Source organism: Micromonospora sp. SCSIO 07396 (assembly GCF_053667945.1).
Genome location: NZ_CM132210.1, coordinates 2,458,753 through 2,485,117, shown reverse-complemented (window position 1 = coordinate 2,485,117; position 26,365 = coordinate 2,458,753). Strand labels below are relative to the sequence as shown.

20 protein-coding genes, 1 pseudogene and 1 riboswitch are annotated in these 26,365 nt (G+C 75.7%); of the genes and pseudogenes, 1 reads left to right on the top strand and 20 read right to left on the bottom strand.

Annotated features, from left to right (window positions below):
- Positions 1 to 31: 31 nt before the first annotated feature.
- The 15 genes and pseudogenes from ACWCHM_RS10480 to ACWCHM_RS10410 all read right to left on the bottom strand — a co-directional run.
- Positions 32 to 925, bottom strand: a pseudogene (locus tag ACWCHM_RS10480) (sirohydrochlorin chelatase); the annotation flags it as partial.
- Positions 922 to 1,515 carry a precorrin-8X methylmutase gene (locus ACWCHM_RS10475; RefSeq protein WP_204960591.1) on the bottom strand — a complete coding sequence of 198 codons (594 nt, stop codon included), beginning with the start codon at positions 1,513 to 1,515 and terminating at the stop codon, positions 922 to 924. The pseudogene ACWCHM_RS10480 and the gene ACWCHM_RS10475, both read right to left, overlap by 4 nt.
- 46 nt (positions 1,516 to 1,561) lie before the next feature.
- Positions 1,562 to 1,792 carry a 4Fe-4S binding protein gene (locus tag ACWCHM_RS10470; RefSeq protein ID WP_204960590.1) on the bottom strand — a complete coding sequence of 77 codons (231 nt, stop codon included), beginning with the start codon at positions 1,790 to 1,792 and terminating at the stop codon, positions 1,562 to 1,564.
- The gene (gene cobJ / locus ACWCHM_RS10465) at positions 1,789 to 3,534 is read right to left on the bottom strand and encodes a precorrin-3B C(17)-methyltransferase (RefSeq protein ID WP_454222264.1); all 1,746 of its coding nucleotides are present in this window, start codon (positions 3,532 to 3,534) and stop codon (positions 1,789 to 1,791) included. Before cobJ ends, ACWCHM_RS10470 begins: the two co-directional genes overlap by 4 nt.
- On the bottom strand, positions 3,531 to 4,868 hold the full coding sequence (cbiE, locus tag ACWCHM_RS10460) for a precorrin-6y C5,15-methyltransferase (decarboxylating) subunit CbiE (protein ID WP_454222263.1): 1,338 nt from the start codon (positions 4,866 to 4,868) through the stop codon (positions 3,531 to 3,533). The genes cobJ and cbiE overlap by 4 nt, the downstream gene beginning before the upstream one ends.
- Complete coding sequence (locus tag ACWCHM_RS10455) at positions 4,865 to 6,016, bottom strand: cobalt-precorrin-5B (C(1))-methyltransferase (protein ID WP_454222261.1); 1,152 nt, start codon at positions 6,014 to 6,016, stop codon at positions 4,865 to 4,867. The genes cbiE and ACWCHM_RS10455 overlap by 4 nt, the downstream gene beginning before the upstream one ends.
- Positions 6,013 to 6,840 (bottom strand): precorrin-4 C(11)-methyltransferase, encoded by an 828-nt coding sequence (gene cobM, locus ACWCHM_RS10450; RefSeq protein ID WP_454222260.1) that lies wholly within the window; start codon positions 6,838 to 6,840, stop codon positions 6,013 to 6,015. The genes ACWCHM_RS10455 and cobM overlap by 4 nt, the downstream gene beginning before the upstream one ends.
- Positions 6,837 to 7,619 carry a precorrin-2 C(20)-methyltransferase gene (cobI, locus tag ACWCHM_RS10445; RefSeq protein WP_454222259.1) on the bottom strand — a complete coding sequence of 261 codons (783 nt, stop codon included), beginning with the start codon at positions 7,617 to 7,619 and terminating at the stop codon, positions 6,837 to 6,839. The genes cobM and cobI overlap by 4 nt, the downstream gene beginning before the upstream one ends.
- On the bottom strand, positions 7,616 to 8,989 hold the full coding sequence (locus ACWCHM_RS10440) for a cobyrinate a,c-diamide synthase (protein WP_454223057.1): 1,374 nt from the start codon (positions 8,987 to 8,989) through the stop codon (positions 7,616 to 7,618). Before ACWCHM_RS10440 ends, cobI begins: the two co-directional genes overlap by 4 nt.
- An 80-nt stretch (positions 8,990 to 9,069) precedes the next feature.
- Positions 9,070 to 9,681 carry a cob(I)yrinic acid a,c-diamide adenosyltransferase gene (gene cobO / locus ACWCHM_RS10435; RefSeq protein WP_454222258.1) on the bottom strand — a complete coding sequence of 204 codons (612 nt, stop codon included), beginning with the start codon at positions 9,679 to 9,681 and terminating at the stop codon, positions 9,070 to 9,072.
- Positions 9,681 to 12,032, bottom strand: a complete 2,352-nt coding sequence (locus ACWCHM_RS10430; RefSeq protein ID WP_454222257.1) for a VWA domain-containing protein — start codon at positions 12,030 to 12,032, stop codon at positions 9,681 to 9,683. The genes cobO and ACWCHM_RS10430 overlap by 1 nt, the downstream gene beginning before the upstream one ends.
- On the bottom strand, positions 12,029 to 15,796 hold the full coding sequence (gene cobN / locus ACWCHM_RS10425; RefSeq protein ID WP_454222256.1) for a cobaltochelatase subunit CobN: 3,768 nt from the start codon (positions 15,794 to 15,796) through the stop codon (positions 12,029 to 12,031). The genes ACWCHM_RS10430 and cobN overlap by 4 nt, the downstream gene beginning before the upstream one ends.
- A gap of 307 nt (positions 15,797 to 16,103) precedes the next feature.
- A riboswitch (cobalamin riboswitch) is annotated at positions 16,104 to 16,233 on the bottom strand.
- A 601-nt stretch (positions 16,234 to 16,834) separates the two neighbouring features.
- Positions 16,835 to 17,170, bottom strand: a complete 336-nt coding sequence (locus tag ACWCHM_RS10420) for a hypothetical protein (protein ID WP_088646738.1) — start codon at positions 17,168 to 17,170, stop codon at positions 16,835 to 16,837.
- 91 nt (positions 17,171 to 17,261) lie between these two features.
- Complete coding sequence (locus ACWCHM_RS10415; protein ID WP_454222255.1) at positions 17,262 to 18,161, bottom strand: aldo/keto reductase; 900 nt, start codon at positions 18,159 to 18,161, stop codon at positions 17,262 to 17,264.
- Between the two features lie 73 nt (positions 18,162 to 18,234).
- Positions 18,235 to 19,476, bottom strand: coding sequence for an MFS transporter (locus ACWCHM_RS10410; RefSeq protein WP_454222254.1), 1,242 nt, complete (start codon positions 19,474 to 19,476; stop codon positions 18,235 to 18,237).
- A 214-nt stretch (positions 19,477 to 19,690) separates the two neighbouring features.
- Between ACWCHM_RS10410 and ACWCHM_RS10405 the strand changes: the two genes are divergently transcribed.
- On the top strand, positions 19,691 to 20,527 hold the full coding sequence (locus ACWCHM_RS10405; protein ID WP_281897076.1) for an AfsR/SARP family transcriptional regulator: 837 nt from the start codon (positions 19,691 to 19,693) through the stop codon (positions 20,525 to 20,527).
- A gap of 24 nt (positions 20,528 to 20,551) precedes the next feature.
- Here ACWCHM_RS10405 and ACWCHM_RS10400 read toward each other — a convergent pair whose 3' ends face one another.
- The 5 genes from ACWCHM_RS10400 to ACWCHM_RS10380 form a co-directional block, all read right to left on the bottom strand.
- Entirely contained in the window at positions 20,552 to 21,811 is a 1,260-nt protein-coding gene (locus ACWCHM_RS10400; RefSeq protein WP_454222253.1) for an MFS transporter, read from the bottom strand.
- Positions 21,812 to 21,985: 174 nt separating this feature from the next.
- Positions 21,986 to 22,444 (bottom strand): thioesterase family protein, encoded by a 459-nt coding sequence (locus ACWCHM_RS10395; RefSeq protein ID WP_204960579.1) that lies wholly within the window; start codon positions 22,442 to 22,444, stop codon positions 21,986 to 21,988.
- Complete coding sequence (locus ACWCHM_RS10390; RefSeq protein WP_204960578.1) at positions 22,441 to 23,622, bottom strand: acyl-CoA dehydrogenase family protein; 1,182 nt, start codon at positions 23,620 to 23,622, stop codon at positions 22,441 to 22,443. Before ACWCHM_RS10390 ends, ACWCHM_RS10395 begins: the two co-directional genes overlap by 4 nt.
- Before the next feature lie 12 nt (positions 23,623 to 23,634).
- Complete coding sequence (locus tag ACWCHM_RS10385) at positions 23,635 to 24,990, bottom strand: aspartate aminotransferase family protein (RefSeq protein ID WP_204960577.1); 1,356 nt, start codon at positions 24,988 to 24,990, stop codon at positions 23,635 to 23,637.
- Positions 24,987 to 26,129 (bottom strand): 3-oxoacyl-ACP synthase III family protein, encoded by a 1,143-nt coding sequence (locus tag ACWCHM_RS10380; protein ID WP_454222252.1) that lies wholly within the window; start codon positions 26,127 to 26,129, stop codon positions 24,987 to 24,989. Before ACWCHM_RS10380 ends, ACWCHM_RS10385 begins: the two co-directional genes overlap by 4 nt.
- Between the last annotated feature and the right edge of the window lie 236 nt (positions 26,130 to 26,365).

Here is a 26,365-nt window from a genome sequence, read left to right as displayed (position 1 = left end):
CGTGGTCGTGGCCGTGGCCGCCGTGCCCGCCGGGGCCGTGGTGGCCGTGGTGGTGGTGGCCGTGGCCGTCGACCGGGTCGTCGGGGTGGTCGTGCGGGGTCTGCGGGCGGCCCACCTTGTCGGCGAAGCCCGGCATCAGCACCCGGTAGGCGCAGGTGTCGCAGTTCATCCGGATGTCCCCCCGCACCGCCTCGGCGTGCCGCTCCAGCACCAGGTCGGCCAGGGCGTCACAGTCGCCGATCAGGTCGGCGACCCGGACGTCCAGGTCGGGATGGTCGGCCGCGTACGCCTGCGACTGGGCCACGATCCGGTCCGGCAGCACCCCGGCGAACAGGAAGTACGGGGCGACCACGATCCGCCGGGCGCCGAGCCGGCGCAACCGGTCGAGCACCGCCGGCACGGAGGGCTCGGCCAGCGAGATGAACCCCGGTTCCACGCCGGCGTAGCCGCGCCCCTCCCACAGCAGCCGGGCCACCTTCGCCACCTCGGCGTTGGCGTCCGGGTCGGTCGCGCCCCGCCCGATCAGCGCCACCCAGGTGCCGGCCCGGTCGACCCCGGCCAACGCCGCGTCGATCCGTTCCTCCAGCACGCTGTGCAGCAACGGATGCGGGCCGAGCGGTCGCCCGTACCGGTAGGTCAGGCCGGCGTGGCGCTCCTGCTCGCGGGCCATCGCGGCCGGGATGTCCCCCTTGCCGTGACCGGCGGCCGTGAGCACCAGCGGCAACGCGACGAGCGCCCGGTGACCCTTCGCGACCAGCGCGGTCACCGCGTCGGTCAGCGGCGGGCGGGACAGCTCGATGAACCCGCCCTCGACGTCGCCGACGGCGGCCCCCGCCCGGTCCCGCACCCGCTCGACGAGCGCGGCGAACTGGTCGACCCCGGCCGCGCTGCGCGTACCGTGCCCGACGATGACCAGTGCGGTCATGTTTCCTCCAGGTAGAGCAGGGCGTTGAGGGCGGCGGCGGCGACCGCCGAGCCACCCTTCTCGCCGATGTTGGACACGGCGGGCAGGCCACTGGCCCGCAACGCCGCCTTGGACTCGGCGGCCCCGACGAAGCCCACCGGCAATCCGACCACCAGCGCCGGGTCGGCGGCCACGCCGATCAGTTCGACCAGTGCCGTCGGCGCGCAGCCGACCACCCAGACCGCACCCGGGCCGACCCGGTCCAGCGCGATCCGCACCGCCGCCGCCGACCGGGTCAGACCGGTCTGCCGGGCCAGCGCGACGGCGGCCGGTTCGGCGACCGGGCAGACGATCTCCCGCCCGGCGCCGGTGATCCCGGCGGCCACCATCGCCACGTCGGTGACGATCGGCACCCCGGCCCGCAGCGCGGCCAGCCCGCCGGCCAACGCCGCCTCGTCGCAGACCAGGTCGGTGACGTAGTCGAGGTCGGCGCTGGCGTGCACCACCCGCTCCACGACCGCCCGGGTCAGCGGCGGCAGGCCGCCCAGGTCGACCCGTTCCCGCAGGATCCGGTACGACTCCCGCTCGATGGGGTGGACGACCCGGCTCACCGCCCACCTCCCCGGGTGGGCCGGCGGCGGGCCGGGTGGATGCTGGTCATGGTGCTCCTCGACGGTCGGTGGTGACCCGGATCGCGTCCACCGGGCAGATCTCCAGGCACTCCAGGCAGCCGGTGCAGCGGTCGGACCGGACGGTCAGGCCCCCGGGCACCGGGCGGATCGCGTGGGTGGGGCAGGTCAGCAGGCAGGCCCCGCAGCCCTGGCAGGCGTCGATCACCACCGGCGGCGGCACCCCGACCGGGGCGGGCACCGGCACGGCGGGCGTCATCCGCGCCACCGGTAGCCCCGGGGGGTGACCATCCGGCCACCGACCAGCCGGGTCTGCGAGCTGCCCACCACCACCAGCCCGTACATGTCGACCACGGTCGGGTCGAAGGTGGCCAGGGTGGCCAGGTGGACCTGCTCGTCGGGGCGGCTGGCGTTGCGGACCACCCCGACCGGGGTCTGCGGCGGGCGGTGCGCGGCGAACGTCGCCAGCACCGCGCCGAGCTGCCAGTCCCGGGCCCGGCTACGCGGGTTGTAGAGCAGCGCCACCAGGTCCGCCTCGGCGGCGGCGGCGACCCGCCGTTCGATCACCGCCCACGGGGTGTGCAGGTCGGACAGGCTCAGGTAGACGTGGTCGTGGCCGATCGGCGCACCGAGCAGGGCGGCGGCGGCCAGCGCGGCGGTCACCCCGGGCACCCCGACCACGTCGATCCGCTCGTCGGCGTACTCCAGGGCGGGGCTGGCCATCGCGTACACCCCGGCGTCGCCGGAACCGACCAGCGCGACGGCGTGCCCGGCGGTGGCCTCGGCGACGGCGCTACGGGCCCGTTCCTCCTCCGCGCCGAGCCCGCTGGCGAGCACCCGGGTGCCCGGTCGCAGCAGGTCACGGACCTGGTCGACGTACTGGTCGAGGCCGACGACCACGGCGGCCCGGCGCAACTCGGCCACGGCGCGCGGGGTACGCAGGTCGGCCGCGCCGGGGCCCAGGCCGACGATCGCCAGCCGGCCGCGCGGGGCGTGCCGGGCGACCGCGACGGTGGCCATCGCCGAGGCGGTCTTGGACACCAGCAGGGTGCCGCCGTCGCGCAACGCCGCCGCCTCGGCGACGCTGGGCGTGCCGACGGCGGCCCGGACCACCTCGCTGGGGTGCGGCACGTCCACCGCCGAAAGCTCCGCCGCCGGCCAGGTCCGCAGCGGTACGCCGAGCGCGTCGGCGGTGGCCCGGATGCCCTCCTCGTCGGCCTTCACGTCGACGCTGGCCAGGCAGCGCAGGCTGGCCGGGCTCAACCCGGCATCGGCGAGCGCCCGGTGCAGCAGCGCGTCGACCTCGGCGGCGGGCACCCCCCGGCTGGAGCCGACCCCGGCGACCAGGGACGGCGGTCGCAGCACGACGGTCCGGTCGTCGACCGGCACCACCCGGTCGGTCACCAGCACCCGGTACCCGTCCTGCGGGTGTTCCCCGGTGGGCGGTCCGGGGTGGACGTTGGGCGGCAGGGCGGGCAACGGCCACACCGCGTCGGCGACCAGCCGGACCGGCTCGCCGTCGAGGATCGCCCGGGACACCGCGGCCACCGCACCCTCGACCGGCCAGCCGAGGGTGTCCAGGCCGGGCAGGTCGACCGCGTCGGTGGCGGTGGTGACCACCGGCCGGGCGTCGAGCAGCGCGGCCACCTCGGCGGCGAGCGGGTTCGCGCCCCCGGCGTGCCCGCCGAGCAGGGCGACGGCGTGCCGGGCGGCCTCGTCGACCACCACCACCGCCGGGTCGGTGCGCTTGTCGCCGAGCAGCGGCGCCAGCACCCGGACCACCGCGCCGGTGGCCAGGAACGCCACCACCGCGTCGCACGTCGTCCAGGCGGTCCGCAGCGCGTCGGCGACCCCGTCGGCCTCGACCAGCCGGGCGTGCGGCCAGGCGGCGGCCAGGGTACGGGCGTGCCGGCGGCCGGCGGCGGTGGCCGCGACGAGCCCGACGCGGTGCGGGCCGGTGCCGGGGGTGTCCCGGTGCCGGTGTGGTGCGGTGCTGGTCACGGGCGCTCCCCGGTGAGGACGACCACCGGGTTGGTGGCCGCGAGTCGGACGGACCCGCCGGGCAGGTCGGCGAGGCGGGCGGCGGCGAGCTGGCTGCCGGTCACCGTGTAGCCGGCGGCGCGCAGCAGGTGCACGGCCGGGGCCACCCGGTCCAGGGCGGCCAGGGTGACCACCACCCGGTCGGGGTGGCGGCCGGCGACGGCGGTCAGCACGTCGGTCCCGCCACCGCCGACGAAGACGGCGTCCGGATCGGGCAACCCGGCCAGGACGGCCGGCGCGTCACCGGTCACCACCCGGACGTCGACGCCGTGCCGGGCGGCGTTGCCGGCGACCGGCGCGGTGGGATCCCGTTCCACGGCGATCACCGCCGCGCCGAGCAGCGCGCACTCGATGCCGACCGAGCCGCTGCCCGCGCCGACGTCCCAGACCAGTCGACCGAGCCGGGGCCGCAGCCGGGCGACGGCCAGCGCCCGCACCTCGGCCTTCGTGATCATCGAGTCCCGGTGCCGGTACGCGGACTCGGGCAGCGCCCAGCCCCCGGCGGGCGCGGCGGCCGGCTGGTTGTCGCGGCGCACCGGCCCGACAGTGCCACCGCACCCGGCCGCACCACCCGCGCCGGCGGGCGTCGCACCGGGATCGTCGGCCGCACCGGCAGGCGTCGTACCGGCGTCGTCGGCCGCAGCGGCGAGGCTGAGCACGACGTGCGGGTCGGCCCAGCGGCGGCCGGCGGCCTGCTCCGGGGTGACCCGGGTGACCCGCTCGGTCGGGGTGCCGAGGTGCTCGGCCACCAGCAGGTGGCGGGACCAGCCGGCCAGCCCGGCCCCGAGCTCGGCGGCCCCGGCGTCCGGCGCGGTCAGCACGGCGACGGCGGGCAGTGCCCGGCAGGCATTCAGCGCGGGGCCCAACTCCCGGCCGTGGGCGGTGACCACCACCGCGCCGTCCCAGTCGAGCCCGGCGCGGGCGAACGCGGCGGCCACGCTGGACACCGCCGGCAGCACCCGGACCGGCAGCCCGGCGGCGCGCAGTCGGCGTACCACGCCGAACAGGCCGGGGTCGCCGCTGGCCAGCACCACGGCCGCAACCCCGGCGGCCTGCGCGGCGGCGAGTCGCGCCAGCGCCGGGGCGAGCGGGCCGAGGGTGACGGTGTCGACGCCGGCCGGCACCGGCACGGCGGCCAGGTGCCGGGCCGCCCCGACGACCAGCCCGGCCCCGGCCAGGGCGGCGAGCGCCGGTGGCGGCAGTGGCCGGCCGGCCGCGTCCATCCCCAGCACCACGACCGGCTCCGGCACCCCGACGACCGGGGCCGGGCCGGTGAGCGGCTGCGGGCGCGTCACGCCGGCCACCGGCCGGAGGAGGCGACCAGGTGGTCGCCGGTGAAGTCGACCATCGCCACGTCGACGGTGAGCGTCGGCCCGGCGAAGCGGCGCAGCACCTGGCGGACCCGGTCGCAGAGCAGGTCACCGGCGGGGCGCAGCAGCCCGGCGGCCTCCCACAGCTCGTAGGCGTGCCGGCCGGTGTTCGCCGCCAGCACCGCCGCCACCAGGTCGGCGTCGCCACCGGCCTCGGCGGTGACCGCGCCGAGCAGCGACAGGTCCACCTTCGACCGGGTGTAGTGGGTCATCAGGATGCCGGCGGCGAGTTTGGCCAGCTTGCCGGCCATCCCGACGAAGACCACCCCGGTCATCGCGTCGCCCACGGCGGCGGTGACGGCCGCGCCGGTGAAGTCGCCGACCTCGACGAAACACACCTCGGGCAGCTCCGGCAGCAACGCGCGGGCGGCCCGCTCGGTGCGCCCGCCGGTGCACAGCACCACCGTCCGCTGCCCCTGGGCGGCCATCACGTGCACCGCCTGCACCACGCTGGCCCGCCAGGAGGCGGTGGAGAACGGCCTGACGACGCCGGTGGTGCCGAGGATCGAGATGCCGCCGACGATGCCGAGCCGCCGGTTGGTGGTCTTGCGGGCCATCACCTCACCGCCCGGCACGCTGATCACCACCCGGACGCCCACCTCCGCCAGGTCGACCACCTCGGCGACGGCCTGGCCGATCATCCGGCGGGGGGTGTCGTTGATGGCCGGACCGCCGACGGCGAGGCCGAGCCCGGGGCGGGTGACGGTGCCGACGCCGTCCCCGCCGGCGAGTTCCAGGCCGGGCCGGGGCCGCCAACCGACGGTCGCGGTGAGGTGCGCGCCGTGGGTGACGTCCGGGTCGTCCCCGGCGTCCTTGACCACCACCGCCTCCGCCGTCGGTTCGGGCCGGGCGGTCAGGTCGCAGCGGGCCACCGCGAAGGTCACCCGCCGGCCGGCGGGCAGCCCGATCTCCACCTCCCCCGGGGGTACGCCGGTGACCAGGGCGGTCACCGCCGCCTTCGCCGCCGCCGTCGCGCACGCGCCGGTGGTCCAGCCGGTACGCAACGCCACCGGCCGGACCTTCGCGGTACGCGGCAGGTCCGGCTCGCGCAGCGGCGGCTCGGCGTAGGTCACGGGGTGGCGTCCTCCACGGCGGCCCGGGACCGGCGCAGCTCGGCGCGGGCGGCCGGCTCGGCCCGGCGGAAGGTGTGGAAGTGCCCGGGGTGGTAGAGGTGCGACCGGGTGCCGGTGGCGGCCAGCGCCGGCCCGACCAGGAACAGGGTGTGCTTCCACAACCGGTGTTCCTTGACGGTGGCCGCCAGCTCGCCGAGGGCGCACCGCACCACCAGTTCGTCAGGCCAGGTCGCCTGGTAGGCCACCACGACCGGGGTGTCGGCCGGGTAGCCGCCGGCGAGCAGTTCGGTCTGGGCCTGCCCGGCGCGGGCGGCGGACAGGAACAGCGCCATGGTGGTGCCGTGCCGGGCGAAGTCGCGGACCCGCTCCCCCGCCGGCATCGGCGTCTTGCCGCCCTCCAGCCGGGTGAGGATCACCGACTGGGCCACCTCGGGGATGGTCAGTTCCCGGCCGACGATGGCGGCGACGGCGGTGAACGAGGAGACCCCGGGGACGATCTCCACGGCCAGGTCGAGGGCCCGGCACAGGTCGAGCTGCTCCTGCACGGCACCCCACAGCGCCGGGTCGCCGGAGTGGATCCGGGCCACGGTGAGCCGCTCGGCGGCAGCGCGTCGATAGAGCGGCAGCACCCCCTCGATGGGCAGCTGCGACGAGTCGACGATCTCGGCGTCGGGGCGGGCGTGGGCCAGCACGTCGGCGTGCACCAGGCTGGCCGCCCAGATCACCACGTCGGCGTCGGCGATCACCCGGGCGGCGCGCAGGGTGAGCAGGTCGGCGGCGCCGGGCCCGGCCCCCACGAACCACACCTTTCCGGTGGACGTCACAGTTTTCCTCCCCGCCGGTCCCGGCGGGCCGGGACCAGCAGCGTCGACAGGTAGGGCAGCTCGTCGTCCGGGCCGACCGGCCCGATCCGCTCGTCGGGCAGGCCGAGGCCGCAGCCGAGCACCGCGTCGTCGAGCCGGTCGTGCCGGCGCAGCTCGTCGACGAGTTCCCGGTGCCGTCGCCAGCCCTTGTAGACCACCACGGTGCCGGGCCCGGCGAGGGCGTCGGCGACCGGTGCCGGGCCGGCGGTGGCCGGCAGCAGGGTCAGCGGCTCCCGCCCCTGGCACAGCGGGACGCCGCTGCGCGCGGCCAGCTCCTGCATGGCGGTCACCCCGGGCACCGTGCGCAGCCGCACCGCCGGCCGCAGCGCGCGGACCCCGTCGGCCAGGTAGGTGAAGGTGGAGTAGACGTTGGGGTCGCCGATGGTGGCGAACGCGACCGAGCGGGCCCCGGCGTCGAACGCGTCGACGACGGCACGGGCGGCGGCGTCCCAGGCGGCCTCCCGGCGCGCGGTCACCCCGCCCCGGTCCTCCAGGGCGAACGGCAGTCGGCGCAGCCGGTTCGCCGGCACGTGCGCGCGGACCGTCGTCTCGGCCCGGCCGGCCGGCGTCGCCGGGTCCGCCGCCAGCCGGTCCAGCACCGGTACGACCACCAGGTCGGCCTCGGCCAGCACCCGCACCGCCCTGAGGGTAAGCAGTTCCGGGTCCCCCGGTCCGACCCCCACCCCGGTCAGCGTGGCGGTGGCGGCGACGGGCGGGTGGTCCGCACCGGTGCCGGTCACCGGGCCGCCGCCTCGACCAGCCGGCGGGCCGCCCGGGGGTGACCCGCCCAGTGGGTGTGCAGGTAGGAGGCGTGCACCTGCCCGGTGACGAACCCGTGGGCGGTGTCGTCCCAGTGCCAGGCGGGCCGGTCGCCGTGCCCGGGGTCGGTGACGGTGCGGTGGAACTCGTGGCCGCGTACCCGGTCGCCGGCGGCGTGGACCGGGGAGTCGGTGGCGGCGACCGCGTCGCGGTAGCCGAGGGTGAGCCGGCCGGTCATCCGGGCGTGGTGGTCGAGCCGCCCGCACATCGGCACCCCGTCCAGGGCGCGGCCGAGGTAGAGCAGCCCGGCGCACTCGGCGACCACCGGCCCGGCGAAGCCGGCCAGCTCGGCACGGAGCCCGGTGTTGGCGCTCAACGCCTCGACGTGCACCTCGGGGAAGCCGCCACCGATGACCACCGCCCGGGTGCCGGCGGGCAGGGCTGGGTCACGCAGCGGGTCGAACGGGGCCACGGTCGCGCCGGCGGCGGTGAGCAGTTCGGCCGTCTCGGCGTACGAGAAGGTGAAGGCCGCTCCGGCGGCGACCGCGACGACCGGACGGCCCCCGCCGGCCGGGCCGCCGACGGCGGTGCCCGGCTCCCAGGCGTCCACGGTCAACGGTGGGGCGCTGCGGGCCAGGTCGAGCACGGCGTCGAGGTCGACGGTGGACGCGACGAGCCCGGCGAGCGCGTCGACGACGGCCAGTGACTCCGGTGCCCGTTCGGCGACCGGCACCAGCCCCAGGTGCCGGGCCGGCGCGGCCACCTCGACGGCCCGGGTCACCGCCCCCAGCACCGGTACGCCCACCTCGGCGAGCGCGTCGCGCAGCAGGGACTCGTGCCGGGGCGAGCCGACCCGGTTGAGGATCACCCCGCCGACGCGTACCGCCGGGTCGAAGGCGCGCATGCCGAGCACCAGCGCGGCGGCCGAGCGGCCCTGCGCGGTGGTGTCCAGGACCAGCAGCACCGGCGCGTCGATCAGCGTGGCGACGTGCGCCGTGGAGGCGTAGCCGCCCCGGCCGACCGCCCCGTCGTGCAGCCCCATCACCCCCTCCACCACGGCGACGTCGGCGGGGGTGGGGACGCTCGCGCCGTGCCGCAGCAGCGGGGCGATCAGCTCTTCCTCGACCAGCCACGGGTCGAGGTTGCGGCCGGGACGGCCGGCGGCGAGCGCATGGTAGCCGGGGTCGATGTAGTCGGGGCCGACCTTGTGCGGGCTGACCGTGAGACCCCGACGGCGCAGCGCGGCGAGCAGCCCGGTGGCGACGGTGGTCTTGCCGTGCCCGCTGGCCGGGGCGGCGACCACCAGCCGGGGCAGCACCCACGGGCCGGTCGGTGGGGCCGACGGCGGCACGCCCGGCGCGGTGCCACCCGGGTGACCGGCCGGCGCGTTGCCCGGCGGGCGGCGCTGGTCGGTGCGGCGGCTCGGTCCGGTCACCACTCGATGCCCTTCTGGCCCTTCTGGCCGGCGTCCATCGGGTGCTTGACCTTGGTCAGCTCGGCGACCAGGTCGGCCGCCTCGACCAGCCGCGGGTCGGCGTCCCGGCCGGTGATCACCACGTGTTGGAAGCCGGGCCGGTGGGTGAGGGTGTCGACCACCTCGTCGACGTCCACCCAGCCCCACTTCATCGGGTAGGTGAACTCGTCCAGGACGTACAGACCGTAGCGCTCGGCGGCCAGGTCACGCTGGATCTGCCGCCAGCCCTCCAGGGCGTCGGCGGCGTGGTCGGCGTCGCCGCCGCGCTGGATCCACGACCAGCCCTCGCCCATCTTGTGCCAGGCCACCGGCGCACCCTGCCCGGTGTCGGCGTGCACCTGGCCCAGGGCCCGGAAGGCGTTCTCCTCGCCGACCCGCCACTTGGCGCTCTTGACGAACTGGAACACCCCGATCGGCAGCCCGGCCGTCCAGGCCCGCAGCGCCAGTCCGAACGCGGCCGTCGACTTCCCCTTCATCTGCCCGGTGTGCACGATGGTCAACGGGCGGTGCCGTCGCTGCCGGGTGGTCAACCCGTCGGCGGGGACGTGTTCCGGCTTTCCCTGCGGCATCAGCGCACGCTCCGATTCGCTCCGACGGTGGCGAGCCCGGCCAGCGGGTCGGCGGTGACCGTGTCCAGGCGGTGGTGGGCCGCGCCCAGCTGACCGGCCAGCCGGTGGGCCAGGTGCAGCCGGACCGGGCCGGACTCACAGTCCACCACGACGCAGGGCGCGCCGGTGGCCGCGAGCACGGCCGCCGCGCGTGCCGACCGGTCCAGCGGCCGGTGCCCGGCGGTGGCCCGGCCGTCGGTGACGACCAGCACCAGCGGACGCCGTCGCGGGTCCCGCAGCCGCTGCACCCGCAGCAGGTCGGCGGCGGCGAGCAGCCCCTCCGCCAGCGGGGTACGCCCCCCGGTGGGCAAGTCGGCCAGCCGGGCCGACGCGGCCAGCACCGACGAGGTCGCCGGCAGCAGCACCTGCGCCCCGGTACCCCGGAAGGCGACCACCGCCACCGTGTCCCGCCGCTGGTAGGCGTCGGTGAGCAGGGCCAGCACCGCGCCCTTGACCGCCGACATCCGCTGCCGCGCGCCCATCGAGCCGCTGGCGTCGACGACGAACAGCACCAGGTTGCCCTCGCGGCCCTCCCGGACCGCCTCCCGCAGGTCGTCGGGGCGCAGCAGCAGCCGGCCGCCGCACCGGCCCCGCCCGGCCTGGTGCGGGGCGGCGGCGCGCAGGGTCGCCGGCAGGTGCACCGCCGCCGGCCGGCCGGCGGGCACCCGGGCCCCGGTGGTCCGCCCGCGCCCGGTCCGGGCCCGGGAACGCCGGCCGGGCACCCCGTCACCCACCCCCGGCGCGGTGAACAACCGGGCCGTCAACCCCCGCTGCGGTACGGCCACCGAGCCGACGCCCGCCGGGTCACCCGGGTTGGTGGTGCCGCCCTGGCCGGGTCGCCCCGGACGGGCGCCGGCGTGCTCGGCCGACCCGTCGTCGGGGCGTCCCGACCGGCCGTCGGCGCGGGGCCCGCCGTCGTCGTCCGGCCCGCCGTCGTCGATGCGGTCCGGCCACCGGTCGTCCCCGGACTGTGGGAAGGCCGGACCGGTCCGGGCGCGCGAGTGCTCGTCGTGGCCCGGCGGACCACCGGCGTCCTGCGGTCCACCGGTGGCATCCTGCGGCCCACCGGCGTCGTCGGGTGACTGTGGGCCCGACCCGTCGCCGGGGCCGCCCGCCGAGGGGCCGCCCGGCCCACCGGGGCCAGCCCCGTCCGGCCCGCCGGTCGGGTCACCCGGACCGGCCGGCCCGGTGTCCGGCGGATCGTCGTCGGGATGCTCGTCGCGGGCCCGCTGCAACGCCTCGTCGAGGCGCTTCTCGTCCAGGCCCGGGGTGTCGAACGGGTCACGGCGACGGCGGTGCGGCAGAGCGAGCCGGGCGGCGACCCGGACGTCGTCGGCGGTCACCCGGTCCCGGCCCTGCCAGGCGGCGTGCGCGACGGCGGTCCGGGCGGTGACGATGTCGGCGCGCATCCCGTCCACGTCGAACGCGGCGCAGACCTCGGCGATCTGCCGCAACGCGGCGTCGGGCAGCAGCACCCCGTCGAGCCGGCCCCGGGCGGCGGCCACCCGGGCGGCCACCTCGGCGTCGGCGGCGGCCCACCGGGCGGCGAACCCGGCCGGGTCCGCGTCGGCGGCGAGCCGACGGCGCACCACCTCCACCCGGACGGCCGGGTCCCGGCTGGCCGCCACCTCGACGGTGAGCCCGAACCGGTCGAGCAACTGCGGGCGCAGCTCACCCTCCTCCGGGTTCATCGTGCCCACCAGCAGGAACCGGGCGGCGTGACTGACCGAGACACCCTCCCGTTCGACGTGGCAGCGGCCCATCGCGGCGGCGTCCAGGAGCAGGTCGACCAGGTGGTCGTGGAGCAGGTTCACCTCGTCGACGTAGAGCACCCCCCGGTGGGCGGCGGCGAGCAGGCCCGGCTCGAAGGCGCGTACCCCCTCGGCGAGGGCCTTCTCCAGGTCCAGCGAGCCGACCACCCGGTCCTCGGCGGCGCCGACCGGCAGTTCCACCAGCCGGGCCGGGCGGCGCTCGACCGGCCCGGCGGCCGGATCCTCGTGCCCGCCCGCACCCGGGTGCGGGCCGTCCGGGCAGGTCGGGTCGGGGGCGGCCGGGTCGCAGCCGAACCGGCACCCGGCGACCCGGTCCACCGGCGGGAGCAACGCGGCCAACGCCCGCACGGCGGTGGACTTGGCGGTGCCCTTCTCGCCCCGCACCAGCACCCCGCCGATCGCCGGGCTGACCGCGTTGAGCAGCAGCGCCAGCCGCATGTCGTCCATGCCGAGCACGGCCGAGAAGGGAAACCCGCTCACTGAGCTGGCCTCGGTTCGCGACTGCGGGGCTCGCAGACCCGGCTCACTCCTCGCGCTCACTGTCGCTCCTCCAGGTCGCCCTCGGTGGCCAGGTACGTCTCCCGCAGCCGGTCCAGGGTGGCGGGCTCGGGAGCCGCCCACAGGCCCCGGTCGGCGGCCTCCAGGAGCCGTTCGGTGATGCCGCGCAGCGCCCACGGGTTGGACCGCTCCAGGAACTCCCGGGTCTGCCCGTCGAACAGGTACGCCTCGGCGAGGCGCTCGTACATCCAGTCGTCGACGACCCCGGCGGTGGCGTCGTACCCGAACAGGTAGTCCACGGTGGCGGCCAGCTCGAACGCGCCCTTGTAGCCGTGCCGGCGCATCGCCGCGATCCACTTCGGGTTGACCACCCGGGCCCGGAACACCCGCCGGGTTTCCTCGCCGAGGGTGCGGGTGCGCACGTCGTGCGGCATCGCCGAGTCGCCCACGTACGCGGCCGGGGCGGCCCCGGTGAGGTGGCGCACCATCGCCACCATCCCGCCGTGGTACTGGAAGTAGTCGTCGGAGTCGACGATGTCGTGCTCGCGGGTGTCCTGGTTCTTCGCCGCCACCGCGATCCGGGCGAAGGAACGTTCCATGTCGGCCCGCGCCTCCCGCCCGTCCAGGCCCCGGCCGTAGGCGTAGCCGCCCCACACGGCGTACACCTCGGCGAGGTCGGCGTCGGTGCGCCAGTTGCGGGCGTCGATCAGTGGCAGCAGTCCCGCCCCGTACGCCCCGGGTTTGGAGCCGAAGATCCGGGCGGTGGCCCGCCGCTCGTCGCCGTGGGTGGCGAGGTCGGCGGCCACGTGCGCGCGCAGGTAGTTGTCCCCGGCCGGCTCGTCGAGGGCGGCGACCAGCCGTACCGCATCGTCGAGGAGGGCGACGACGTGCGGGAACGCGTCGCGGAAGAAGCCGGAGATGCGGACCGTGACGTCGACCCGGGGCCGGCCCAGTTCCGCCACCGGCACGACCTCGACGCCGGTGACCCGCCGCGACCTGTCGTCCCACACCGGCCGGCAGCCGAGCAGAGCCAGCACCTCGGCGATGTCGTCGCCCTGGGTACGCATGGCGCTGGTGCCCCACACGGTCAGCCCGACCGACCGCGGGTACTCGCCGGTGTCGGCGAGGTAGCGGGCGAGCAGCGAGTCGGCCAGCGCCACCCCGACGTCCCACGCGTTGCGGCTGGGGATCGCCTTCGGGTCGACGGAGTAGAAGTTTCGGCCGGTGGGCAGCACGTTGACCAGGCCCCGGGTGGGCGACCCGGACGGTCCGGGCGGCACGAACCGGCCGGCGAGCGCGCCGAGGGTGTGGGTGATCTCGTCGGTGGTGCGGTCCAGCCGGGGCACCACCTCGCGGGCGGCGAACCGCAGCACCTCGACGGCGTCGGGGCAGCCGTCACCGGTCACCTCGGTGACCACCGCGTCGGCCCGGTCGGCGTCCCAGCCGAGGGTCTCCATGCCCAGGACGAGCCGCCGGGCCAGCGCCTCGATCAGGTCCACCGCGTCGGCGGCGGTGACCGCCGGCCCGTCGACGACGTCGGTCAGCGCCGCCGGCACCGCCACCCGCGCCCCGGGCTCGGCCAGCAGCGCCTGCTCGTCGAGGCCGTAGCCGGCGGCGAGGGCCTGCCGCAGGCCGGGCAGGGCCCGGCTGCCGCCCCACACCTGCGGGGCGCGCAGCACGGCCAGGACGAGGTTGACCCGGGCCTCACCGGTGGGCACCCCGGCCAGGACGTGCAGCCCGTCGCGGATCTGCACGTCCTTGACCTCGCACAGGTAGCCGTCGAGGTGCAGCACGAAGTCGTCGAAGTCGTCGGCGGCCGGCATCGCCTCGGTGTGCAGGTCGTGGTGGAGTTCGGCGGCGCGCACCAGCTCCCAGATCTGCCCCCGGACCACCGGCACCTTCGCCGGGTCGAGCGCCTGCACGGTGGCGTACTCGTCCAGCAGTTGTTCGAGTTTCGCCAGCTCGCCGTAGGTCTCGGCGCGGGCCATCGGGGGCACCAGGTGGTCGACGACGACGGCGTGCGCCCGCCGCTTGGCCTGGGTGCCCTCGCCGGGGTCGTTGACGATGAACGGGTAGACCAGCGGCAGGTCACCGAGGACGGCGTCGGGGGCGCAGTCGGCGGCCAGGCCGAGGCCCTTGCCGGGCAGCCACTCCAGGGTGCCGTGCTTGCCGAGGTGCACCACCGCGTCGGCGCCGAAGCCGCCGTCGTCGACCGGCGCGGCCAGCCACCGGTACGCGGCGAGATAGTGGTGGCTGGGCGGCAGGTCGGGGTCGTGGTAGATGGCGATCGGGTTCTCGCCGAAGCCGCGCGGCGGCTGGATCAGCAGGGTGACGTTGCCGAACCGCAGCCCGGCCAGGACGATGTCCCCGTCGTCGGTGTAGAGCTGACCGGGTGGCTCACCCCAGTGTTCCCGCATCCGGTCCCGCAGGTCGGCCGGCACCTGGTCGAACCAGCGCCGGTAGGTCTCCCCCGGCACCCGGGCCTCGGCGGCGGCCAACTGTTCCGGGGTGAGCCACTCGACGTCGTGGCCCCCGGCGGCGATCAGCGCGTGGATCAGCGCGTCCCCGTCGGTGGGTGGTGGCGCGTCGCCGAGGTGGTACCCCTCGGCGGCGAGGGCGGCGAGCAGGCGGACCGCCGAGGCGGGGGTGTCCAGGCCGACGGCGTTGCCGACCCGGGAGTGCTTCGTCGGGTAGGAGCTGAGCACGATCGCCACCCGCTTGTCGGCGTTGGGCAGGTGGCGCAGCCGGGCCTGCCGGACGGCGATCCCGGCGACCCGGGCGGCCCGCTCGGCGTCGGCGGCGTAGACCGACAGCCCGTCGGCGTCGATGCGTTTGAACGAGAACGGCACGGTGACGATCCGGCCGTCGAACTCGGGGATGGCCACCTGCATGGCCGCGTCCAGCGGGGACAGCCCGGCGTCGCTGGCCGCCCACTGCTCCCGGGTGCTGGTCAGGCAGAGCGCCTGGATCACCGGCACGTCGAGGGCGGCGAGCGCGCCGACGTCCCAGGCGTCCTCGTCGCCCCCGCCGGAGGCGTCGGCGGCGACCGTCCCGCCGGCGGCGAGGACGGTGACGACGAGCGCGTCGCAGCGGGCGAAGAGGTCCAGCGGCCCGTCGCCGGGGGTGAGCCCGCGCAGCGAGCCGCAGAAGATCGGCAGCGGTTCGCCGCCGGCCGCGTCGACCGCGTCGGCCAGGGTCTGCACGAAACCGGTGTTGCCGGCCAACGCGTGCGCCCGGTAGAACACGATCCCCACCGTGGGCCGCCCGCCGCCGCCCTGCCGCCCGTCCGGTCCGGCCGCCTGATCCGCCTGGTCGGTCGGGTCTGACTGGGCGGTCGGGGCGGTCGGGGCGGTCGGGTCTGGGTGGGCGGTCGGGCGGCACCGGTCGAGGATGCCGTACGGCGGGGTGGGGGTGGGCGGGTCGAAGCCCTCCCCGTTGAGCAGGACCGTGTCGGACAGGAACCGCGCCAGCTGGGCGAGGTTCTCCGCGCCCCCCTCCACCAGGTAGGACAGCGCTTCGGTGGCCACCCCGGAGGCCACCGTGGACGCCGCCATCAGCTCCGCGTCAGGCACCGCCTCGCCGCCGAGCACGATCGTGGGGACCCCTGAGCCGAGCACCGCCGCGAGGCCGTCCGGCCAGGCCTGCCGCCCGCCGAGCAGCCGTACGACGGCCAGGTCGACCCCGTCGAGCAGGGCCGGTACGGCGGCCACGTCGACCCGGGTGGGGTTGGCGAGGCGGTAGTCGGCGGCACTGGCGCGGGCGGCGAGCAGATCGGTGTCGGCGGTGGACAGCAGCAGGATGCGCACGTGCAGCTCCGGAGAGTGACGTCCGGCTCGACCACGGGGCCGGGCCGAGCGGGGCGGGAGGGACGCCGGTCAGCGGCGGCGGAGGTCGACGACCCCGCCGACGGCGGGGCACCCGGACCGGCCGTCAGCGGTACGTGGCAGGCCGACCGCCCCGGCGACGGCCGGCGACGGTGGGAGTGGTGGGAGCACGCGGCGGCGCGGGCTCGACAGTGATGCGGGAATCACCGACCGTGATCGGGTCGGCAGTGACGCTGCGCGTCATCGGGTCCTCCTCGGGTGTCCACGCCCTGGGGTTCTCCGACGGCCGAAGTATCCTGGCTCCCGGATCGACGCTCACCCCCGGCCTTCCAACCGTGCACGCACGGTCGTGACCCACGAGGGGGGATCGCTCCCCGGTGACAGTGGCGGGACCGCGTCGGAATCGCACCGACTTCCTTCACTGCCGTCAGGCCGCGAATGCTGCCACACTCCTCACCCCGAGGTCAACGGCAGCCACCGGCCCCACGACGGCACCGGTCGGCCCCCGTGGTGAGGCCGACGGCGATGGTTCGCGCTCGTCCAACGGGGCGCGGCCCACACCCAGACGGCCCGCACCCAGACGGCCCGTCCCCGGTGGATCGTCCCCGGTGGCTGGCCGGCCCCTGGCGGTCGGGATACCTCTTTCACACGCTGTCGAGCTGATGACGTCAACGACTCGGACCGGCATGGTCGGGTCCGACCGGACGGTGGTCGGGCGGATAGCCCCGGCCACCCCACCGCCGCCGCAGCGCGGCCCCGGCCCGACGCCTCGGGCCGCGCCGCTCCGACGCCACCGGTCACCCTGCCCCGACACCGCCGGCCATCCCGTCACGGCGGTGCGGGTCGGCACACCCGGCAGGCAACGATCCGTCATCGTCATCAGCTCGAAAGGACCCGCATCGACATACCCACACCGAGTGGCCGGCGGACCGCAGGCCGGCGCACGCGGCCAGCGCACGCCTTCGCCACCCTGGCCGCACCCCACGACCCCGCCGCACCCCACGCACGGCTGGTGGACAGTCAGCGCAGGCGGCGCTCGGGGTGGGCCCGGTTCCAGGCCCGCATCCGCTCCGGGTACCCGGTCTTCGCCGCCTCGTACAGGGGCACCGCGTGCCGGTGGGCCAGCTTCGCCGCCGTCCGTGGGGAGCCGGTGCGGCGGCGGATCCACTCCCCGTCGTGCGCGATCGCCACCACGGTGGTGTCGGTGGCGGTCGTCTCGGGTTCGAGATAGAACTCCACCCCCCGGTGGGCGGCCACGAAGTCCGCCAACGCGGTCAGGTCGTCCCGGGTGGCCTCCCGGTCGAGCTTGGTCGGGATGCCCTCGTCAGCCCGGGTCCGTCGGCTGAACCAGCCCATCTGCCCGTTCCTCTCCTCGGCGTCCCTCCAGTGGAGCACCCCCACCTGGAAGGGCGCTGCGAACCCGGTGACAGCCGGCTGAGCGGCCCGTTCACGCCCGGTCGAGGGCGGCCAGCTCGTCGGGGGTGAGCCGCAGCGCCCCGGCGGCGACGTTCTCGGCCAGGTGGGCCGGGTCGCCGGTGCCGGGGATGGCCAGCACGTGCGGGCCCTGGTGCAGCGTCCAGGCGAGGCGTACCTGTTGCGGGGTGGCGTCGTGGGCACGGGCGACCGCGCGTACCGCCGCACCGTGGTCGGTGCGCGCCCCGCCCTCGCGGTTGCCACCGGTCAGGGAGAAGAACGGCACGTAGGCGATCCCCCGGTCAGCGCACTCGCGGACCATGGCGTCCTGGTCGCCGCGGTTGTCCAGGGCGTAGTTGTTCTGCACGCAGACCACCGGGGCGATGGTCTGCGCCTCGTCGAGGTGGTCGAGGCGGACGTTGGACAGACCCAGGTGCCGGATCAGGCCGGCGTCGCGCAACTCGGCCAGCGCGCCGAAGCGTTCGGCCACGGAGTCCGGCGCGGGTCGTTTGACGATCCGCAGGTTGACCAGGTCGAGGTGGTCGCGACCCAGCCGGCGCAGGTTCTCCTCCACCTGGGCGCGCAACTGCGCCGGGCCGGCCTCCTCGTGTATCCCGGTCGTCGGGTCGTCCCGGAAGCCGACCTTGGTGGCGATGACCAACCCCTGCGGGTACGGGGCGAGCGCGGCGCGGATCAGCTCGGTGGCGTACCGGGCGGGGCCGGTGCCGACCTTCAGGGTGCCGCCCGGCGAGACGTAGAAGGCGGCGGTGTCGATGTGGTCGATCCCCAGCTCGACGGCCCGGCGCAGCACGCGCAGCGCCCGCTCCCGGTCGGGGTGGGCGGTGATCCGCATCGAGCCGAAGCCCATCCGGTGCACGGTGCGGTCGCCCAGGGTCCAGCGGCCCGCCGCTGCGGCGGTGATCTCGGTTGGCATCCGGCGACCCTAGCCAGCGCCGGCAGCCTGGGGTAACGGCCGCGCACCCGATACCGGAACGGGTCGGGGACTGTTAGTTTTTCTGTACTGGACCGGTGGGTGCCGACGGTCCGACACCGGCCGGTGGACGGGTCGCCGGCACCAGGCCCAGCGTCGGGATCAGCAGCAGCGGCACCACCAGCAGCGCGTGCAGGATGCCGACGTGGTCGCCGAGCAGGCCGAGCAGCGGCGGGCTGGCCAGGAACGACGTGTAGCCGAGCACCGCGACGACGCTGACCCGGGCGGGGGCGTGTTCCTCGTCGTCGGCGGCGGCGCTCATCCCGACCGGGAAGCCGAGCGACGCGCCGAGTCCCCAGAGGACCACCCCGACGACGGCGAGCGGACCGGAGCCGGCCAGCACCGCCAGCAGGGAGCCGGCGGCGGCCAGCAGGATCGTGCCGATCAGCACCGGCACCCGGCCCCAGCGGTCGATGGCCACGGTGCCGACGGTCCGGCCGATGGTCATGCCGGCGACGAAGACCCCGAAGACGGCGGCCCCGGCGGCCTCGCTGACCCCGTAACCGTCGACGAAGGCGACCGCCAGCCAGTCGTTGGCACTGCCCTCGGTGAACGCCATCACCAGCACCAGCGCGCCGATGAGCAGGGTGCGCGGCTCCCGCCAGGCCGCGAGCAGGCCACTCCGGCGGGTCGACGCGGCACCGTCGGCGGTCGAGGCGGCCGGGGTGGGCAGGAAGTTGCGCGCACCGAGCACGGTGCCGCCGAACACCACCACCGCCAGCACCGTCAGATGTACGGTGATCGGCACACCGAGCCGGGCCGCGCCCGCGCCCAGCCCGGCACCGGCCACCGAACCGAGGCTCCAGGCGGCGTGGAAGCGGGGCAGGATGGTGCGGCCGAGCCGTTTCTCCACCGCCGCGCCCTCGACGTTCATCCCCACGTCGCAGGTGCCGGAGCCGTAGCCGAGGGCGAACAGGCCGACCGCGACGCCGGGCAGCGAGCCGAGCGGGGCGGCGACCCCCACCCCGGCCAGCCCCACCGCCACCAGCACGGTCGAGGCGACGACGGTGCGGGCCGGGCCGAGCCGCTGGGTCACCAGGCCGGCGCTGGTCAGCGCCAGCACCGCGCCGCCGGACATGGCCAGCAGCAGCAGGCCGAGCCGGCCGGCGCTGAGGCCGAGCGCGTCGCGGACCGCCGGGACCCGGGAGAACCAGGTCGCCACGGCGAGGCCGTTGAGGGCGAAGACCACCGCGACCCCGGTACGGGCGGCCCGTACCACCCGGGGTGGGACGGTTCGGTTCTCGGTGGCGGCGTTCACGGCGCGTGGTCCTCTTCCCCTGGGGTGGCTTTCCTGGTGTGGCCGTTTTCCCGGGCCCGGTGTGTCCCGTCCGGGCCGGACGTCCCACCGCTGATCTCACACCGCTTTCGTCACGGCCACAAGCGCGATGTGCTCCTTACCCCGGCGGCGCAGCCGAACGGAGATGGCGCGGCACCGTCATTATTGATCGACTAGCTTCAATTACCAACGGGGAATGACGGTACGGGGGCATGTGCATCGTGGGGGATTCGTGAAGTTCGGCATACTCGGAACATATGTGATACTTCCCGGGCAGAACTACTGCATAAATGCTCCCAAGCAACGCAATCTGATGGCGGTTCTGACAGTCAACGGAAATGTGCTCATCCCGGTGGAACGCCTGGCCCGGGAGGTGTGGCCCGACGAACCACCCGCCTCGGCCAGCAATCTGATCCGGCAGTACGTCTTCCGCCTCCGGCGCAGTCTGCCCCCGTCGGTGGGGCGGGCCATCGTCACCGGCCCGGGTGGCTACAAACTACGGTTGGCGCGCGGCGACGTCGACAGTCATCTCTTCGACGCCAACGTGGTACGGGGTCGTGCCGCCTTCGCGGCGGGCCGGCTCGACGAGGCGGTACGGGCCCTGTCGGAGGCGTTGGCCGCCTGGCGGGGGGACCCGCTCGCCGACGTCGACCCGTCCCCCTCGATCCTGGCCGAGACCCGGCGGCTGGGTGAGCGGCGGCTGCTCGCCATCGAGATGCGGGCCGACGCCTACCTGCGTCTCGGCTGGTACGACGAGGCCGTCGAGGAGTTGGCCGCGCTGGTCACCCTCCACCCCGAGCGGGAACGCCTGCGCGACATGCAGATGCGGGCGCTGTGCCAGGTCGGCCGCCGGGCCGACGCCCTCGCGGTGTACCGCGACCTGCGCCAGACCCTGGCCGACGGCGTGGGCATCGAGCCGGGGCCGGAGTTGCAGCGGCTGCACCGGCAGGTGCTCGACGGCGACCCGGCGCTCAGCGAGCCGCCGGTCCGCCGGTCCGCCGTGGCCGGATGGTCCGGGTCGGCGTACCGGTGAAGGGTCGACGTACCGGTGAAGGGGTCACCGGCCCCGGTCGGGGCGCGACGGCAGCAGCGTCGCCGCGAGGGCGAGCGCCGCCACCGCCAACCCCGCCCCGGTGACCACCGTCGCCGCACCCCAGCGGGTCAACAGGGGCGCCAGCAGCATGCTGCCCACGGCGAAACCCCAACCGATCGCCGCGTACTGGAGGGAGAAACCGGTGGCCCGGCGGTCCGCCGGCAGGACCCGTTCCAGGTGCAGCGACCGGGCCAGCACGGTCGGCCCCTCGAAGAACCCGGCGACGGCGTACAGGGCCAGCAGCGCGACGGCGTGCGGTCGCGCGACCACCGCGAGCGCGACCACCAGGCCCAGCACCAGCAGGGCGACGTCGGCCTGCCGCTGGTGCCCGCCCGGCCAGCCGCGCAGGCTGTAGAGGACGCTGCCGAGGCCGGTCCCGATCGCGTACGCGGCGAGGGCCAGCCCGGCGAGCGACGCCTGCCCGCTGCCGCTGAACAGCGGTACCGCCGCGACCGTCAGCACCCCGAGCAGGACCCGCAGCGCGGCGGTCAACGCCAGGGTGCGGGCCAGCAGGCGCAGCACCGGCAGGACCCGGCTGCGCCCAATGGCGGTCCGGGCCGACGTCGGGTCGGGCAGGCGCAGGGCCGCCCCGGCGGCGATCGCGGCGGGCAACGCGGTCAGGCCCACACCGGCGGCGGGCGAGACGGCGGCGACGGTCACCCCGACCAGCACCGGCCCGAGTCCCCAGCAGACCTGGTTGAGCACCGTGTCCAGGGACAGCGCCCGGGGCAGCACGGCCACGTCGACCAGGTGGGTGAGCATCGACCGCAGGCCGCCCGGGGCGCCGGCCGGCACCGCACCGGCCAACGCGACGAGGACGACCAGCAGCGCCGTGCCGCCACCGGTGCCGACCACCACGGCGGCGGCCAGGAAGAGCAGCGCCTCGGCGGCCAGGCACCCGGCCAGGACGCGACGCGGGTTCCACCTGTCGATCAATGCCCCGGCAGCCGGTGCCGCGACCGCCTCACCGATGGTGTGCGCGCCGACCAGCAGGCCGCTGAGCAGGTAGCCGTCGCTGAGCGCCCGGCCGGCGAAGACCAGCGCCAGCGGGGCCATCGCCACCGGCAGCCGGGCCCCGAAGGTGGCGACCGCCCAGCCCACCCAACCCGGCGAACGCAGGATCGCCCGCAGGGGTGTGCCGGCCCGACCCGAGAGGTCCACCTGCGACGTCGCCACCGACCCGCCCTTCCACAGCGCCGCCCACCAGAGACGAACAGTAGTCACCACCACCACCTCCGGCACCCCACCATCCCCCCCGCGCCCGCATGATCGACCCGCCCGCGTGATCAAGAGGTTTACGTCAGGAAATGCCGGGGCGGTGACGCAAACCTCTTGATCACGCGAGCAAGGGGCGGGGACGGGCGCGGGGTCGGTGGGGACGCGCCTGGGTCTCGGGGGCTAGCTGTTGGGGGGTGCCAGTCGGCGGAGGAAGGCGTCCCGGTCGACGACCCGACGTCGGTGGGAGCCGTGACCGAGGACCGTCCCGGTCGGGCCGACCACGGTGAAGTCGACGTCGACGTCACGGCCCGCGACGGTGAGGGCGACCCGGTAGGTGACCGGCTCGCCACAGCCGGCCGCCGCCGCGTGGGTCAGGGTCACGCCGACGCCCACGGTCATCTCGCCGGCCGCCAGCACCGGTGCGAGCACCTCCACGCAGGTCTGTTCCATCAGGCCCAGCATGGCCGGGGTGGACAGGACCAGCAGGCCCTCGTTGCCCCACCGGGTGGCGCAGTCCTCCTCGCGGACCACCCGGGTCCGCTCCCCCTCGACCCGACGCCCCTCCCCCGCACCGGCAGCGCCCGTCGCGCCAGCGGCGTCGGGCCCGGTCACCCGGCCGGGGCCCGTCGGAGCGGTCACGCCGGCACCACCGGTACGTCGAGCGGGGCGGCGTAGCGGCGTACGACGTCCTTGTAGATGTTCTTCTTCTGCATCTCGGTGGTGCCGCCGGCGATCCGGATGGCCACGGCGTCGCGCAGGTGCCGCTCGATGCCGCCGGTACGGTCGTAGCCGGCGTGCCCGAAGATCTGCACCAGTTCGACGGTGGACCGGACCGCGCCCTCGGAGGCGGCCAGCTTGGCGCAGGAGGCGAGCGCGCTGTAGGAGTCGTCGCCGCGGACCAGCGCGTCGGCGGCGGCGTAGGCGAGGTGCCGGGCCGACTCGATGGTGGTCCGGATGCCGACGACCTTGTCCTGGATGAACTCGTGCTCGCCGATGGGGACGCCGAACGCCCGGCGTTCGGCACAGCGGCGCAGTACCACGGGGAGCAGCGCCTCCAGTTGGGCGGCGACCACGACGCCGTACATGAGACGGTCGAAGGCCAGGAACGAGTAGAGGGTGGCGAGCCCGTCGCCGGGTGGCCCGACGACGTCGGCCGGGCCGACCGGCACCCCGTCCAGGATGATCGGCCCGGTGGGGCTCGTCCGCTGGCCGAGCAGGTCCTCGGCTGCTCCGGTGTCGACACCGGGCCGGTCGCGGTCCAGCACGAACAGGGTGATGTCCCGGCTGCCGATGCCGTCGAGCCGGCCGACGATCAGCAGGTGGTCGGCGACGGGCGCGTTGGTGATGTGTGCCTTGTGCCCGGTGAGCCGCCAGTCGTCGACGCCGTGCACGCTGGCCCGGGTGCCGACGGCGGCGACGTGGGAGCCGCCGGCCGGTTCGGTGGCGGCGGTGGCGCCCACCGCGCCGCCGGCCAGCGCCGGGAGCAGCCGGCGGCGCTGTTCGGGGGTGCCGTGTTCGCACAGTACGTGCAGCAGGCCGGCGTGGGCGACGGCGGACAGTACGAAACCGGAGTCGTCGGCGCCCTGGGCGAGCCCTTCCAGGCCGGCCAGGAAGTCCCACAGGGTGCCCCCGTCGCCGCCGTGCTCGCGGGGCAGGTGGGCGGTCCAGAATCCCTCGTCGGCCAGCGCCTGCCAGGACTTGGTGTCGAAGACCCCGGCGCGGTCGCGCTCGGCGGTGCCGGGGGCGACGGTCGTCGCGGCGAAGCGGCGGAACCGTTCCCGGCGGGCGTGTTGCTCCTGCGTCCAGGTGATCTGCATCGTCGTGCCCTCTCAGCCGGCCTCGGTGATGTCGTGCAGGGTGAGCCGGACGGCGGCGGTGAAGGCCGCGACGTCGTCTCCGGTGGTGCAGGTGGTGACGCAGCCCATGCCCCGGGGGGCGATGATCACGCCGTGGTTGAGCAGGCCCAGGAAGAAGGCCTGCTGGCGGGCGGCGTCGACGGCGCGGACGTCCCGGAACACCTCGACCCGGCGCGGGCCGACGTGGATGTTGAACAGGGACCCGACGCCGGTGACGACGGCGTCGACCGACGCATCGGCGAACACCCCGGTCAGTTCGCGGCGCAGCAGGTCGCCGGTGCGGTTGAGCGCGTCGATGGTGGCCGCGTCGAGCTTGCCGAGGGTGACGATGCCGGCGGCGACGCTGAGCGCGTTGCCGGTGAACGTGCCGCCCTGGTAGAGCGCCGGGCCGCCGGAGCGGGAGTCGTACACGTCGGTGCCGCCCTGGGGTTCGAGCAGCCCCATGATGTCGGCCCGGCCGCCGTACGCGCCGATCGGCAGACCACCGCCGATGATCTTGCCCATGGTGGTCAGGTCGGGGGTGACGCCGTACGCCTGCTGCGCGCCGCCGTACGCCAGCCGCAGCGTGATCACCTCGTCGAAGACCAGCAGGATGCCCAGCTCGTCGCAGGTGGCCCGCATCGCGGTCAGGTACTCGGCGGTGGCCGGGATCATCCCGCCGACGCCGAGCACCGGTTCCAGCACCAGCGCCGCCACCCGGTCGGCGTGGGCGCGCAGGACCTGCTGCGACGCGGTGACGTCGTTGAACGGCACCACCAGGGTCTCCCGGGTGCGGGAGGCGGGGATGCCGCGCATCTCCGGCACGGAGGCGGGCGACCTGACGTCACCGGCGAGGTCGGCCGGTGGCCGTACGCTGATCATCACGTCGTCGGTGGTGCCGTGGTAGCCGCCCTCGGCCTTGGCGACCAGCGGGCGGCCGGTGAACGCCCGCGCCAGGCGCAGTGCGAACATCACCGCCTCGGTGCCGGAGCCGGTGAACCGGACCCGCTCCAGGCTCGGCACCCGCGCCACCAGCAGCGCCGCCAGCTCGGCCTCCAGGGTGCGGGAGAACGAGTGCGAGGTGCCGTGCGGCAGCTGCTCCCGGATGGCGGCGGTGACGTCCGGGTCGGCGTAGCCCAGCGGCAGGCCGGTGTAGTTGGCCAGGAAGTCGCGGTAGACGTTGCCGTCGACGTCCCAGACCGTGCCGCCGACCCCCCGGTCCAGGTAGACCGGGTACGGCGGCCAGGAGTTGAGGCTGCGGGTCGCCCCGGCCGGGATCATCGCGCCGGCCCGGGCGAAGTGTTCCTTCGAGCCGGGGGTGCGCTTGGCGTAGTCGGACAGGATGCTCATGCCGGTGGCTCCTCGTGGGTCGGCTGGCCGGCCGTACCGCCGGGCCAGGTGATCAGGGCGCTGCCCCAGGTCATCCCCCCGCCGAAGGCGGCGAGCAGGACCCGGGCCCCGGGGCGGACCCGGCCGGCGTCGATCGCCGCGTCGAGGGTGACCGGCACGGACGCGGCACCGGTGTTGCCGTAGTGGGTGCCGCTGATCGCCACCTGGTCGGCGACGAAGCCGAGTTCCTTGGTCACCTCGCGCAGCAGCCGCACGTTGGCCTGGTGCGGGACGAGCAGGTCGAGGTCGGCGACGGTCAGCCCGCAGGCGGCGGTGGCGTCGGCGACGAGTTCCGGCAGCTTGCGTTCGGCGAACGCGCGCACCGCCCGGCCGTCCATCGTGAAGTAGTGCCCGCCGTGGGCGACGGTGGCGGTGCTGGCCGGGGCGCGGCTGCCACCGGCGGGGATCCGGACCAGGTCGTGCTGCCGGCCGTCGCTGCCCAGCCGGGTGTACGCGATGCCGGCGGCGTCGGCCGAGCGGCCCAGCACCACCGCGCCCGCGCCGTCGCCGAAGAGCACCGAGGTGCGCCGGTCGGTGTAGTCGAGGATGCGCGAGTAGGTGTCCGCGCCGATCACCACGGCGTACCTGATGGTCGGGTCGCACCGCATGATCTTGTGGGCGACGTCCAGGGCGTAGACGAAGCCGGTGCAGACGGCGTCCAGGTCCATCGCGTACGCGCCCCACGCACCGAGGTTGGCCTGCACCCGGCAGGCGGTGGCGGGCAGCGGCAGGTCCGGGGTGGAGGTGCCCAGGATGATCAGGCCGACCTCGGCGGCGTCGACGCCGGCCCGGTCGAGGGCCTGCCGGGCGGCGTGGGTGGCCAGGTCGGAGGTGGCCTCCCCGGGCGCGGCGGCCCGCCGTTCGTGGACCCCGGTCCGGTCGACGATCCAGTCGGCCGTGACGCCGAGCGCCGCGGCCAGCGACGCGTTGGTCACCACCTGCTCGGGCAGGCAGGCACCGGTGGCGAGGATGCCCGGCGTCGCACCCGGGGTGGGGGTGCGGTCGGCGGCGGCTCGGGGTCGGGCGGGAGTGGCAGCGGGCCATCGTGGGTCATGGCGGCTGCGTTCGGTCGGGCTTGCCTGTTCGGCGTCGGCATGCATGTCCCCAGGCTGCCGCCGGCGTGTTCGTTTTCCGTCGCCGCCGAGATTTAACGCAGATCTAGCGGGCCCAGAAATGGGACGTGACAGACGTCAACAATGGTCGACAATGGACGTCGACCGTCCAGAATATCGAGTGTCGACGCATTCCGTACCGGCCGGACCGATAAGCGGATCGGTAAGATCGGAGACAGCCATCTGACCGATCGCCGACTGCCCGGTGTGAAGTGGATCACACA

Coding starts and splice junctions, on each gene's coding strand:
- ACWCHM_RS10420 (WP_088646738.1), bottom strand. CDS start 17,170: ATGGGCTGGTTCAGCCGACGGACCCGGGCTGACGAGGGCATCCCGACC.
- cobO (WP_454222258.1), bottom strand. CDS start 9,681: ATGCCGCAGGGAAAGCCGGAACACGTCCCCGCCGACGGGTTGACCACC.
- ACWCHM_RS10415 (WP_454222255.1), bottom strand. CDS start 18,161: ATGCCAACCGAGATCACCGCCGCAGCGGCGGGCCGCTGGACCCTGGGC.
- ACWCHM_RS10390 (WP_204960578.1), bottom strand. CDS start 23,622: ATGCAGATCACCTGGACGCAGGAGCAACACGCCCGCCGGGAACGGTTC.
- ACWCHM_RS10470 (WP_204960590.1), bottom strand. CDS start 1,792: ATGACGCCCGCCGTGCCGGTGCCCGCCCCGGTCGGGGTGCCGCCGCCG.
- ACWCHM_RS10385 (WP_204960577.1), bottom strand. CDS start 24,990: ATGAGCATCCTGTCCGACTACGCCAAGCGCACCCCCGGCTCGAAGGAA.
- ACWCHM_RS10405 (WP_281897076.1), top strand. CDS start 19,691: ATGACGGTACGGGGGCATGTGCATCGTGGGGGATTCGTGAAGTTCGGC.
- ACWCHM_RS10380 (WP_454222252.1), bottom strand. CDS start 26,129: ATGCATGCCGACGCCGAACAGGCAAGCCCGACCGAACGCAGCCGCCAT.